This is a genomic window from Metabacillus rhizosphaerae (assembly GCF_037201795.1).
In the GTDB taxonomy this organism is placed as follows: domain Bacteria; phylum Bacillota; class Bacilli; order Bacillales; family Bacillaceae; genus Metabacillus; species Metabacillus rhizosphaerae.
In genome coordinates this window covers 4,439,825-4,453,118 of record NZ_CP147403.1, presented here as the reverse complement: position 1 = coordinate 4,453,118, position 13,294 = coordinate 4,439,825, and the positions used below count along the sequence as shown (strand labels likewise).

13 protein-coding genes are annotated in these 13,294 nt (G+C 34.5%); 9 read left to right on the top strand and 4 right to left on the bottom strand.

Translation table 11 applies throughout. The annotated features are described in order from the left end of the window. Window positions 1-427: 427 nt before the first annotated feature. Window positions 428-1,174, top strand: coding sequence for an RNA polymerase sigma factor SigI (sigI, locus tag WCV66_RS21615; protein ID WP_185653085.1), 747 nt, complete (start codon window positions 428-430; stop codon window positions 1,172-1,174). Next, the gene (locus tag WCV66_RS21610) at window positions 1,171-2,379 is read left to right on the top strand and encodes an anti-sigma factor domain-containing protein (RefSeq protein WP_338786798.1); all 1,209 of its coding nucleotides are present in this window, start codon (window positions 1,171-1,173) and stop codon (window positions 2,377-2,379) included. Before sigI ends, WCV66_RS21610 begins: the two co-directional genes overlap by 4 nt. 80 nt (window positions 2,380-2,459) lie before the next feature. On the opposite strand, the gene WCV66_RS21605 is transcribed toward WCV66_RS21610, so the two are convergent. Both WCV66_RS21605 and WCV66_RS21600 read right to left on the bottom strand, forming a co-directional pair. After that, complete coding sequence (locus tag WCV66_RS21605; protein ID WP_066331113.1) at window positions 2,460-2,660, bottom strand: alpha/beta-type small acid-soluble spore protein; 201 nt, start codon at window positions 2,658-2,660, stop codon at window positions 2,460-2,462. Window positions 2,661-2,809: 149 nt separating this feature from the next. Continuing rightward, a complete protein-coding gene (locus WCV66_RS21600; RefSeq protein WP_066331111.1) occupies window positions 2,810-3,505 on the bottom strand; it encodes a DUF1836 domain-containing protein in 696 nt (231 codons plus the stop codon). A gap of 199 nt (window positions 3,506-3,704) precedes the next feature. Here WCV66_RS21600 and htpX point away from each other — a divergent pair, with 199 nt between their 5' ends. The 4 genes from htpX (at window position 3,705) to ltrA (ending at window position 10,185) form a co-directional block, all read left to right on the top strand. Beyond that, window positions 3,705-4,583, top strand: a complete 879-nt coding sequence (gene htpX, locus WCV66_RS21595; protein ID WP_066331106.1) for a protease HtpX — start codon at window positions 3,705-3,707, stop codon at window positions 4,581-4,583. Between the two features lie 252 nt (window positions 4,584-4,835). Then, window positions 4,836-6,188, top strand: coding sequence for a TrkH family potassium uptake protein (locus WCV66_RS21590; RefSeq protein WP_338786797.1), 1,353 nt, complete (start codon window positions 4,836-4,838; stop codon window positions 6,186-6,188). 124 nt (window positions 6,189-6,312) lie between these two features. After that, window positions 6,313-8,328 (top strand): penicillin-binding transpeptidase domain-containing protein, encoded by a 2,016-nt coding sequence (locus WCV66_RS21585; protein ID WP_338786796.1) that lies wholly within the window; start codon window positions 6,313-6,315, stop codon window positions 8,326-8,328. Window positions 8,329-8,925: 597 nt separating this feature from the next. Next, window positions 8,926-10,185 carry a group II intron reverse transcriptase/maturase gene (gene ltrA / locus WCV66_RS21580; RefSeq protein ID WP_338786043.1) on the top strand — a complete coding sequence of 420 codons (1,260 nt, stop codon included), beginning with the start codon at window positions 8,926-8,928 and terminating at the stop codon, window positions 10,183-10,185. A gap of 161 nt (window positions 10,186-10,346) precedes the next feature. Here ltrA and WCV66_RS21575 read toward each other — a convergent pair whose 3' ends face one another. Next, entirely contained in the window at window positions 10,347-10,688 is a 342-nt protein-coding gene (locus WCV66_RS21575) for a DUF3905 domain-containing protein (protein WP_232329014.1), read from the bottom strand. An 85-nt stretch (window positions 10,689-10,773) separates the two neighbouring features. On the opposite strand from WCV66_RS21575, the gene WCV66_RS21570 reads away from it, so the two are divergent. The 3 genes from WCV66_RS21570 to WCV66_RS21560 all read left to right on the top strand — a co-directional run bounded on the left by WCV66_RS21570 (window position 10,774) and on the right by WCV66_RS21560 (window position 11,344). Beyond that, window positions 10,774-10,911 carry a hypothetical protein gene (locus WCV66_RS21570; RefSeq protein WP_185653086.1) on the top strand — a complete coding sequence of 46 codons (138 nt, stop codon included), beginning with the start codon at window positions 10,774-10,776 and terminating at the stop codon, window positions 10,909-10,911. 90 nt (window positions 10,912-11,001) lie between these two features. Then, the gene (locus WCV66_RS21565; protein ID WP_185653087.1) at window positions 11,002-11,154 is read left to right on the top strand and encodes a hypothetical protein; all 153 of its coding nucleotides are present in this window, start codon (window positions 11,002-11,004) and stop codon (window positions 11,152-11,154) included. A 7-nt stretch (window positions 11,155-11,161) separates the two neighbouring features. Beyond that, on the top strand, window positions 11,162-11,344 hold the full coding sequence (locus WCV66_RS21560) for a hypothetical protein (protein ID WP_066331095.1): 183 nt from the start codon (window positions 11,162-11,164) through the stop codon (window positions 11,342-11,344). A gap of 31 nt (window positions 11,345-11,375) precedes the next feature. Here WCV66_RS21560 and WCV66_RS21555 read toward each other — a convergent pair whose 3' ends face one another. Next, entirely contained in the window at window positions 11,376-13,142 is a 1,767-nt protein-coding gene (locus WCV66_RS21555) for a B12-binding domain-containing radical SAM protein (protein WP_338786795.1), read from the bottom strand. Window positions 13,143-13,294 lie beyond the last annotated feature (152 nt).

The following is a 13,294-nucleotide window of genomic DNA, read 5'->3' as shown; positions in this document are numbered from 1 at the left end:
ACATAGGATTAATTACTTATATTAATTTTTTTCGGAAAATATTTTTTTGTGCACCCTTAATACGGAAAGTTGTATCGAAATAATGTAGTGAAAGAAGAAATAAGTCATCAAGATTAAAGGAGGGTTAGAGGTTTACAAATGGCTTAAATAAGGAGAAAATAAGGTTTTCTTGTCGAAAAAGTTAACGAATATAATGAACATATATTGATCATTTTTTTCGTCAATCATTATATTTGATTTTCAATTTATGTCGTGTACGTGAAAATCGTCCTCATGTTTTTCGTGGGTATAAAGTACTGTTATTTGTAACAATTGTCTTTAATCTGTAGAAAACAAAAAGATAGTTTCATATTTCTTCCTTTGCGATCCCTATGTAATTTAGCTATTATAGACAAAGTAATATAGGGGAAACAGAGGTGAACCTCCAATGCTTAGCCTTTTATTTAAACTAAGTAAGAAAAAACGTACATTAGAAGATACCGTTCTTTTAATTCAACAAGGTGACAGAGATTTACAAAACCAATTGATTGAACAATATAAACCATTTATTGCGAAAACTGTATCTTCTGTTTGTAAACGATATATAAACGAAAATGATGATGAATTTAGTATAGGATTAATTGCATTTAATGATGCAATAGAAAAATATTCAACAGATAAAGGAAGTTCATTGTTTGCTTTTGCTGAATTAGTGATTAAGCGTAAAGTAATTGATTATATTCGTAAGGAAGTACGTAATCCTTATACGATTAATCTAGACCTTCATGAGCATGAAGAGGGAGAATTCTCTCAAAGTAAAATTGAATCTGATTTATCAATTGATGAATATACAAAAATGATTGAGCAAGAGCACCGAAAGGAAGAAATTGCCTATTTTCAGCATTGCCTAAAAGATTTTAAATTAACATTTGCTGAAATAGTTGAACAATCTCCAAAGCATTATGATGCAAGGCAAAATGCAATTGTGGTCGCAACGAAATTAGTAGAGGATGACGAATTGAGGGAATTTCTTTTCCAAAAAAAACAACTTCCTGTAAAACAGCTTGAGGCAAAAGTTGCAGTAAGTCGAAAGACAATCGAAAGAAATAGAAAATATATTATTGCAATGGCCATCATTCTGTCAGGGGACTTCCTCTATTTAAAAGATTATATTAAAGGGGTGCTACATTCATGAAGAGAGGGGTCGTCGTCGAGTATAATGATGACTTTGTAACACTGCTCACCCCAGATGGGCAATTCTTAAAAACTAATAGTAAATTGGGCAGCTATGAAATAGGGGAAGAAATTACTTTTTTTCCTTTAATGGATGAACGTGAAGAGGCTGCTACAAGAACCTCTAAAATAAAACAAAGAAGTTTAATTGACCTATTTAATTCTCGAAAAGTTAGGGTAGGCGCTTTATCTGTGTTAGCAATTATGATTTTTATGATAAGTTTTTTACCGTCTTTTAATAATGATAAAGTGTATGCGTATATGTCGATTGATATTAATCCTAGCTTTGAAGTTGGGATTGATAATCAATTAAACGTTATTTCCCTAGTGCCTCTAAATGAAGAAGCAGAAAAGCTTATTGATAAGCTTCCTGATTGGGAAAAAAAACCCTTTGATAAAATTGTTGATGCTATTGTAGCTGAATCTAAAGTAGAGGGCTACGTTTATCCAGGTAAGGAAATTTTGATAACAACAGTAATTAATGAAGAAGATAAAGCTATTCAAACCAAGTTGGAAGCAGGGATTGATGATATTAGTACCTCTTATGAAGATGAGGAAATGGTTGTCAATACGATTGAGTCTGATAATGAAACGAGAGAAAAGGCTCAGAATCAAGGGATTTCTACTGGGAAGTATATAGAGCTTAAAGAGAAAGCCAATGCCCCTAAAGAAAGGGTAGAAGAGCCTGCAAAAAAACAAGAACAATCAGATAATAGCTCATTAAATAATAAAGCAGACAACGAAACTTTAACGGAAGATACAAATGGTAATAACCAAGCGGTAAAGGAAAAGTTAGAATCAGAAACAAAAGTTAAGCTTGAAGATGCAAAAAAGAAGTTAAAAGAGAACTCAAACTCAAGTATTAGTAACAGCAATGATAAAAATGAAAAAAAACTAAGTGACATTAATAAAAATGTACACAAGCAGGAAAAAGATGCACTGAAAAATGCAGAAAAAAAACGTGAAAACCAAAAGATGAACAATAAAGAAAATAGACACGATCGAAACAATTGGGATTATTATGAAGATAGAGATGATTGGGACAACTGGGATGAAAAAGACAATCGAAACTCTAAAGAAAATAGAGGAAAAAGTGATAAAGAAAAAGAAAATCTAAACAAATGGAATAAAGATAATAGAAACAAAAATGACGATGACGATGATTGATTTTCTTACCAATAGTAAGAGGTCATTATTAATAAAATAGTAAAAAGGCTGATCAAAATGTCAGCCTTTTTGCCATTTAATTATTCAGTTTTTTGACCGTTTAATTGTGCTTGAGCTTGTGCAACTAAACGTTTTGTAATTTCTCCACCAACGGATCCGTTTGAGCGAGAAACTGTATCTGATCCTAAATGAACACCAAATTCTTGAGCAATTTCATATTTTATTTGATCCAGAGCTTGTTCAATGCCTGGGACAAGTAACTTATTACTACTTCTAGACATACTCTTTACCCCCCTTTTAATAATCTTAATAAAGCTGGCATAGATTAAATCCTAAATACTTAATATTAAGGATAACTTAGGTCAGCCTTATTCATAATTTTTCATAAAAGGCCATTTTCTATACTGGTAATGTTTAGCCTGAAGAGAAATCAAGATTTTTCATTTAAATAAACTTGTGCTCTCGTTTGCAAATGGGATGCTAAAACAGACAAGACAGTAATAACTAAAACATTTCTAATTGCCTCCCATTGCTGGGCTGGAAGTTCTGAAAACTTCTTTGGAATCGTGTTGATTTTATGAACAATATTTTTCTCTAATGTTTTATCATTTAGTGATAACGAGGGTAAAGCTTCAAGAGAGTCAAGAACTGTTGCATAAATTTCATAAAAGATGATTGGACTAATTAAATCGTCACTTCGATCTGATAAGGTATTAAATACAATTGTTAAAAGGTTTCGTATTTTTTCAAAATCAAAAACTGTTTTTAAATCTCTTACAATTAATAGCATTGCGGCTTGTTCAATTGAATATTTTTTACCAAGCTCTGGTGTACCGATCAATTCTTTGATATCACGCTTAATCCAGTTTTGAATTGAAGTTGACTTAAGAGATGTAAGCTCACATAAATTTGCAAGAGATACAATTTCATTTGTTGATAAGCCATATACTTGATTGTGACTGCGTCGTTTATTCGTTTTTAACAGAAAGGTTGGGACTTGCATTTCTTTACTAAGAGAAACTCCTATTGCGTGTTCTAATATTAATGAAGGAGATTGGTTTGACTCTCCCTTTAAGGAATATAATAAATTTGTCATTTGTTTACGAGTTAATTGAATTGGCATCATGACACCTCAGTCTTGTATCTTAAATACTAATTATAGAACATACTATAGTGATTTTTCCATTATGAGCAAGAAATGGATGTTAATAATATAAATAATAAAGTTTTTGTAAAGGAAGTATTCAATCTTGCAATTCCACGAATATGTTTCTATAATTTAATTATAATATAAGTTCAAATGAACTTGAAACCTGGAGGTTAAAATGGCTAGACGAATCTTTCTCTTTCTTTTATCAAATATTCTTGTTTTAACGACAATAGGTATTGTTTTATCCTTATTAAACGTATCACCCTATCAAACGTTGAACGGTAATCTTGATTTAGTTAACTTACTAATTTTTAGTGCAGTAATTGGATTTACAGGTTCGTTTATGTCATTAGCAATGTCTCGATGGATGGCAAAAATGATGATGAGGGTCCAAGTTATAGATCCTTCAGCATCTCTTTCATCAATTGAGCGTGACTTAGTAGATAGAGTTCATCGTTTGTCTAGAGCAGCAGGGTTAACCAAAATGCCTCAAGTAGGTATTTATCAGTCACCAGAAGTAAATGCATTTGCTACAGGTCCTTCTAAACGTCGTTCACTTGTCGCTGTTTCAACTGGATTATTACATGAGATGGATGATGCTGCAATTGAGGGTGTTATTGCTCATGAGGTGGCACATATCGCTAATGGAGATATGGTGACAATGACTTTATTACAAGGGATCGTCAATACATTTGTTGTCTTTTTTGCTCGGATTGCAGCTTGGCTAGTCACTCGTTTTGTAAGAGAAGATATTGCGCCAATTGTTCATTTTATTGCAGTAATTATATTTCAGTTGGTATTTTCAGTGTTAGGAAGCCTTGTTGTTTTTGCCTTTTCAAGATATCGTGAATTTCATGCAGATAGAGGTGGAGCAGACTTAGCTGGTAAGGACAAAATGATTCATGCTCTTCGTTCATTAAAACACTATACTGGGCGTGTAAGAGATGACCAAGCTTCACTATCAACATTGAAAATTAATAGCAAAAAGGGATTGTCATTATTTTCAACACATCCGGATTTGGATGATCGAATCAGTCGTCTTGAAGCAAAATAATCGTTTAGGGGTGATTTATAAGTGGTAGTTACTTATAAGTCATCTTTTTTTATTTTTTATAGGAAATAAAATAAAGTAATAGACTCGAGTAATTCAATTTGTGAAAAGAACTTTCCATAATCTATGCAATTTTCTAAAATTAAAGTATTATTGAAAAGCACTTTAATTTTGTTCGTTTTTTCTTTATGATAGAGGGCATACATATTTTATGGTGTCGTTATGACGTCAAAGCAGTTTTTATGATAGGAATGAATGAAAATGAACAAATGGAAGCTACGTTTGCAATCATTAACACCCGTACAATTAATCGTGTCTTATTATTTTATAGCTGTTACAGTTTCAGTTATTTTATTAAGCTTGCCTATAGCGCATAAGCCTGGGGTGGAATGGACTTTTATCGATGGCTTGTTTACGGCTGTAAGTGCAGTTAGTGTAACAGGTCTTACTTCTATTTCAACGGCTGATACTTTAAGTGTACCTGGAATTTTCATATTGATTTTTGTTCTACAATTTGGGGGCATAGGTGTTATGTCTCTCGGTACCTTTGTCTGGCTAATCATGGGGAAGAAGATTGGCCTAAAAGAACGACAATTGATCATGACAGACCAAAACCAGACGAATTTATCTGGGATAGTGAATTTGATTAGACAAATCATCGGTTTAATTCTTTTAATTGAATTAACAGGTGGGATCATTTTAGGAGTCTATTTTCTGAACTATTATGAAACATGGCAGGAAGCGTTTTTACATGGTATTTTCACATCGGTTAGTGCGACGACGAACGGCGGCTTCGATATTACAGGACAATCAATGATTCCATTTGCAGACGATTATTTTATCCAATTTATCGTTATCATTTTAATTATTCTTGGAGCAATTGGGTTTCCAGTATTAATCGAGGTAAAGAACTTCTTATTTAATAAAAATAAAAAATATCGATTTTCCTTATTTACGAAGATTACATCAATCACTTTTTTCTCATTAGTTATAGGTGGAACAATTGCTATTGCATGCTTAGAATATTCTTATTTTTATAAAGGGATGGTATGGCACGAAACATTGTTTTATTCGTTGTTTCAATCTACAGCTACTAGAAGTGCTGGGTTAGCTACAATGGATGTTAGTATGTTTACTGAACCAACTTTACTTGTGATTTGTGCATTAATGTTTATTGGAGCCTCGCCAAGCTCAGTAGGTGGTGGGATACGGACAACAACTTTTGCTTTAAACCTTTTATTTCTTTTTCATTTTGCAAGAGGAAATAAATCAATTAAGATCTTTAAACGTGAGTTACACGAAGAAGATTTAATGAAGTCAGTTGTGGTGACAATGATGGCGATGTTAATATGTTTTTTCGCTGTTGTCATATTAACAATCACAGAACCATTTTCATTGACTGAAATTTTATTTGAGGTATGTTCAGCGTTTGGAACAACTGGACTTTCTATGGGAATTACAACTGATTTAAGTACAGTAGGAAAAGTAGTGATTATGATATTAATGTTCATTGGTAGAATTGGGATTTTATCATTTTTATATTTATTAGGCACAAAAGAAAGAAAAGATAATTACCATTTTCCAAAGGAAAGAGTTATTATTGGATAAAACTTATGAAGGTTGACGTACTCGTCAATCCTTTTTTTATGAAGACAATTAGGCAGAATCTCTGTTAATTTAAAATCACTATGATATACTTTCTTGGTACAATATGTAAAGTGGAGGGTGGATGATGAAAAAATATTGGATTGGTTTATTATTATTATTTTCGATGATGGCACTAAGTGCTTGTTCAGAAACTCCGACAGCAGGTGACCGTTTTTCTAAATACATAGAACTATGGAATGATCAAAAGTTTTCTGAGATGTATGACATGCTGGCAACGAGCACGAAGGGAACGATAACAAAGGAAGAATTCACCAGTCGCTACAAAGATATTTATGATGGTGTTTCAGCATCTAATCTAAAAGTAACTTTTAAGCAGCCAAAAGAGGAAGAAAAACCAGGTGATCTTGAAGAGGTTGAGTATCCATTCTCTCTACAGATGGAAACACTAGCAGGAGAAGTTTCTTTTGAGCAAGATGTTAAATTAAAGAAAGAAAAAGTGGAAGACGGTGAAAACTGGTTTATTACTTGGTCACCATCGATGATTTTTCCCCAGCTAGAAGAAGGAGAAGAAGTAAGAGTTTCGAGTTCACCAGCTGCAAGGGGACAAATTTTCGATCAGAATGATAAAGGACTTGCAGTTAACGGTGTAGCAAATGAAATCGGCATTGTTCCAGGAAAGTTACCTGAAAACAAACCTGAAGTCCTTGCAAACATTGCTAAATTAATAGAATTAGATGTATCAGAGATTGAAGAAAAATTAAATCAATCATGGGTCAATCCGGAATTATTTGTTCCTATTAAAAAGATCGACGCTACTAATGAAATACTTTTGAACCAATTAATTGCTTTACCATCAGTGCAAAATAAAAATGTCGCTTCAAGGGTTTATCCACTTGGAGAAGCAGCTGCACATTTAACTGGATACATTGGAAGCATTACAGCTGAACAGCTTGAAGAGTTAAAAGGTAAAGGTTATAGCAGTACCTCTAGTGTCGGAAAAGCAGGTCTGGAGCAAGTATATGAGGATCGCCTCAAGGGTGAAACAGGTTATAAAATCTATGTTGATGGAACAGATAAGGTTATTGCTGAGAAAGCGCCAGTGAACGGGGAAGATATAAAGCTTACGATTAATAATGATCTTCAAAAGGCAATTTATGCACAATTAAATGGTGAACCAGGAACAGCAGTTGCCATTCACCCAATTACTGGTGAGACATTAGCAATGGTTAGCAGTCCATCATATAACCCAAATGAGTTTATTTACGGCATGTCAAATGAAGAATATGACGCCCTATCAACTAATCCACTTAATCCATTAATGGCTCGATTTAACAAAACCTATTCTCCAGGATCTTCAATTAAACCGCTAACAGCAGCTATTGGCTTGGAATCTGGAAAACTTCAACCGGAAAATACAAAGGTGATTAAAGGTCTAACTTGGCGAAAAGATAGTAGCTGGGGAAACTATTATGTGACGCGTGTATCTAGTAAAGTAGAAACCGTTAACTTAGAAAATGCTATGATTTATTCAGATAATATTTTCTTTGCCCAATTAGCATTAGATATTGGTGCAGAGGGACTATCAACCGGATTAAAGAAATTTGGCTTTGAGGAAGAGATTGATTTTCCGTTCCCAATTAGTAAATCAACGATTGCAAGTGATGGGCTTACAAATGAACAGCTTTTAGCTGATTCAGGTTACGGTCAAGGGCAAATTCAGATGAGTCCGTTTCATATTGCGACAGCATATACAACATTTATAAATAATGGAAACATGATTAAACCATACTTAGAAAAACAATCTGATGCAAAAACAACAGTGTGGAAAGAGAAAATTGTTACCCCAGAACATACAGATCTTTTGTTTAATGATTTAGAACAAGTGGTACAAAACCCCAATGGTACGGGCTATAGACCACATATAGAAGGACAGAAATTAGCTGGAAAAACAGGTACAGCTGAGCTTAAACAGTCAAAAGAGGATCTAGATGGTCAGGAGAATGGCTGGTTTGTTGCAGTTAATTCTGAGAATCCACAGCTTTTAATTACGATGATGATTGAGGATGTAAAAGCAAAAGGTGGTAGCCATTATGTTGTTCCGAAAGTAAAGGAAGTATTTAAGGCATTTGCCCCAAATTAAAGTTCAAAAAGGCTGGACAAATTTTTGTCAGCCTTTTTTTGAGTGCGCCCAGCATGGGTGCAGTCTATAGGGTGAAAGTCCCGAACTGTGAAGGCAGAAGTAGCAGTAGCTTAACGCAAGGGTGTCTGTGGTGACGCAGAATCTGAAGGAAGCGAGCGGCAAACCTCCGGTCTGAGGAATACGAACTTCATATAAGGCTAGATACCATTGGATGAGTTTGCTTAACAAAACAAAGTCCTTTCTGCCGAAGGTGGTATAGAGTAAATGAAGCAGATAGATGGAGTGAAAGACTGTACTCTTACCTGGGGAGGTCTGACTGATAAGCCAAGCACTCTTGGCAACCTATCTAGTGATAGATAGCTGAACAGTCAGAAGTCAGCAGAGGTCATAGTACCTTTCAAACTCGAGAATGAAAGGGAAGGACTGAACAAGTTAGGAAGGATGAGAACTAGGCGTTCATAAGTAGTGTAGAAACAGACAATCTCTTACGAGACTTACTTGAAGGAAGAAGTGGTGAATACACAGGGGACTTCAAGAGGGTGGAGCTACTAATGGCACAAATAGAACATCTCATTCACGTAGAGAGGATATATCTTAATGTTAATGGAACGAATTCTATCACGAGAAAACTTACTGAACGCTCTTAAACGAGTGGAACGTAACGGAGGTAGTCACGGTGTAGACAAGATGTCGACCCAAAACCTGCGTTCGTATATTGTCGAGCACTGGGACGAATTGAGAAAGTCTCTCCAACAGGGAACCTATGAACCTCAACCCGTTCGTCGTGTCGAAATCCCGAAACCAAACGGCGGAGTTAGATTACTAGGAATCCCAACCGTGATAGACCGTTTCATTCAACAAGCGATTACTCAAACATTAACCCCAATTTATGACCCAACATTTTCTGAAAACAGTTATGGGTTTCGTCCACAAAGACGAGGGCATGACGCTGTACGGAAAGCGAAAGGATACATCGAAGATGGTTATAGGTGGGTAGTCGACATAGACTTAGAGAAATTCTTCGATAAAGTGAACCATGACAAACTCATGGGGCTACTGTCAAAGCGTATTGACGATAAAGTTCTACTAAATCTTGTTCGAAAATATCTCAATGTCGGGATTATGATGGGTGGCGTGGTCTCACAAAATACAGAGGGAACTCCACAAGGAGGTCCGCTAAGTCCACTACTTTCAAATATCATCCTAGATTTGTTAGATAAAGTATTAGAGAATAGAGGGCATAAATTCGTGAGGTATGCGGATGATTGTAATATTTACGTGAAATCTAAGAAAGCTGGCTTACGAACAATGGCGGGTGTAACGTCTTTCATTGAAAAGAAGCTTAGTTTAAAGGTAAATCGTGAGAAATCAGCCGTAGAACGACCATGGAACCGAAAATTCTTAGGCTTTAGTTTTACTAACAGAAAAGAGCCGAAAATACGTATATCCAAACAAAGCATCAAGAGATTTAAACAGAAGGTTAGGGAAATAACGTCAAGAAAATCACCGATACCAATGGATGTAAGAATAAAGAAATTAAATCAGTATTTAGTGGGTTGGTGTGGGTATTACGCATTGGCAGATACTCCAAGTATCTTTAAAGGTTTGGAAAGTTGGATTCGAAGAAGACTGAGATTGTGTTACTGGAAACAGTGGAAACTTCCTAAAACAAGGATAAGGAAACTTATAGGACTAGGAATTGATAAACACAAAGCATATGAATGGGGAAATAGCAGAAAGGGCTACTGGCGAATAACCAGTAGTCCAATCCTTCACCGTGCCCTCAATAACTCTTTCTGGAGAAAAGAGGGTCTCAAAAGTCTATCTGAACGATACGAAACTTTACGTCACACTTAATTTGAACCGCCGTATACCGAACGGTACGTACGGTGGTGTGAGAGGTCGGGGGTTAGTCACCCCCTCCTACTCGATTGCTTATATTTTATGAAATAATAAACTCAAAAAAAGAAGGATGAAATAAAAGAAACAGATCTTTCAACCAACTTTTTCATTCTTTTCTAATCACTATTATAGCTTACATCTTTATCAGGATGTGTAAAAGGAACACCAAGTGGTTTCCTCTTTGATTCAATTAATTCACGATTTTCAGGTGTATTCCACCCAATATCATTTGTTGGATGTATCCATTGTTCCCCTGACATAATGGCTGGATCAATCTCATCGCTCCATTGATTTAATGGAGATACTTCAGAATCATAGAAGCTATCACCAATCATTACACCATATTCATTAACAAAAGGCTCTTTCATCTCAATCCCTGTTTCCTTCCAGGAAGGCGAATTAATTTGATGTGGTAATGTATCTTCGATTGAAATTTTTGTTTTTTTACCTTTAGACACTAAGCTCACCTCTGTCTTATTATTCCCGTACATAATTTAGATATGAAATTGAAAAAGTAAATAAGGATAGAGGTGAGGTGAGAAAATGGACAATCAGAGAGAGTTTCCTGTTGCGAATTTAACGGAGTCACAAATTCAATCTATACTTCAAATGGAATCTAAGCTACGAGAAGAAACAGGAGAAGATATTGTACTCATCGCTTATGAGCATAATGAAAATTGAATTTCCCTTTTACTACCTATGATATAAAAAAGCAATTTAGGTAAAAGTATATATGTAGCATCTTAAATAAATGAATTTGAGGTGATTTTAATGAAAAGAAAAGCTTTTAGAAACCAGGCAACGAAACATAATTTTACACCTACTGAAAGCCTTCCTGATACAGAATTTGCTGAAATTAATGATGATAAAGACCCGATGAAGGGTGCAAATCGTAATTCAAAAAAAGGAAAGCAAGGGAAGTAATATTACTATGACAAAAAAACATATGAAAAGCAAAGATATGGAAAATCATAAAAAACCAACATCTAAGGATCTCCTACAAGAAGAGTTTGGACATGAGCTTGGGGATATTAATGCTTCACAAATATATGGTGTAATTGAAGGGAATAAAAACAAGGGAAAAAAAGAAGGAAAAAAACGTAAAGAAAAATAGAGAAAGTGAGAGGGATAAAACCTCTCACTTTTTAGCTAACTTTTAAATCAAGTTCAGTTAATGCAGTTGAATATACAGTAGTTTTAGAGTGGAATGGGTCATAATGAACGAGAATTAATGAATCTTGCTCAATCATTTTTCCTGTTTTTAAATAATGGTTCACATTAAATGGAAGTGTTTCAAGTACTGTATGTTTAAATAGATCTTTTTCAGATAGTTGTTTACTAGCAAATTCTTCACCTAAAATAAGCGGATTATCTAAGATCGCATGATAGATTGTACTTCTCTCATGCTTTTCTAACGCATCATTCCACCAAGGCTTACGTGGTTTATATTTTTGATTTCGCAAATAATCATATTTCATAAATCCACTAACAATGTGTAACTCATCTTTTTTTGCATTCTCAAGGAAGTCATAAAGGTGCTTATATAAGTCTTCTAACTGATGACCAATTCTTGTCCAGCCTTTTTCATCCCAGAACGTTCCGAAGCCTTGAAAGAAGTCAAATGGAGAAGCAAAAACAGTTGAAACTAAATATTCAATTGTCTCATCCATACGATGGTCATTCCAATACTTTTCTAATACATCCTCGACCTGTTTGATTTTTATCATATCTTCAAAGGAGAGGACATTATTCTTTAATATTTCATATGGTGAATGGTCCATAAATACGTAGCCATGGTCAGCAGCTCGCAATCGGAGCCCGGTACCTCTTAACATTTTTAAGAAGCCTAATTGAAGCTCTTCAGGTCGTAGCTCAAATACATCATTAAAGGTTTTTTTGAATGAATTGTAATCCTCTTCAGGTAATCCAGCAATTAAATCTAAATGTTGATCGATTTTTTGGCCTTCTTTTACCATTGTTACGGTTCTTGTTAGTTTATTAAAATTTTGTTTTCTCATTACAAGCTCGTTTGTTTCATCGTTTGTTGATTGCACACCGATTTCAAAACGGAATAAACCTTTTGGAGCATTGTCATTTAAAAATTGAATAACTTCAGGTCTCATAATGTCAGCAGTTATTTCAAATTGAAATACGGTTCCAGGCTTGTGTTCATCAATTAAAAATTGGAACATTTCCATTGCATAGCTACGGCTTATATTAAAGGTTCGGTCGACGAATTTAATTGTTTTTGCTCCATGTTCCATTAAAAAGCGAATATCAGCTTTTACTTTCTCGCGGTCAAAGTATCTAACACCAACCTCGATTGAAGATAAACAGAACTGACAGCTAAATGGACAACCTCGACTCGTTTCAATATATGTCACACGTTTTGCAAGATGTGGAAGATCTTCATCAAATCGATATGGAGATGGAAGCTCTTTTAAATCAACTTTATTTCGTTGTGGCTTAATTTGAATAGAATCCTTTTCACGGTATGCAATGCCACTTACGTTAGCAAAGTTTTGTTCTCCATGTAATTCATCTAATAGCTGTTTAAACGACTGTTCGCCCTCACCAATCATAATAAAATCAACCTCTGGAATTGTTTCCATCCATTCTCTTGTATCATAGGTTACTTCAGGACCGCCAAGGACAATAATTAACGAGGGATTAATTTTCTTCAGCATCTTAATAACTTTAATTGTTTCTTCTATGTTCCAAATATAACAACTGAAACCAAGTATTTCGGGTTTTCTTGAATGAAGATCTGTGACAATATTCATTGAAGGATCTTTAATTGTATACTCGGCTAGTTCTATATTATACTCAGGAGCTGCATAGGCTTTTAAGTAACGAATAGAAAGACTTGTATGAATGTATTTTGCATTTAATGTTGATAAAACAGTTTTCATTTAATGTAACACCACTTCTACCTATATTTTTGTCAATCTTTATTATCACGGAATTAAAATCTTATTGTATCATAATTGCTCAAAAAATCGTACTTGTGTTACTGGTTTTATAGCCATAGTATGGAAGAAAATAAGTGGGTTTAATCAGTCAT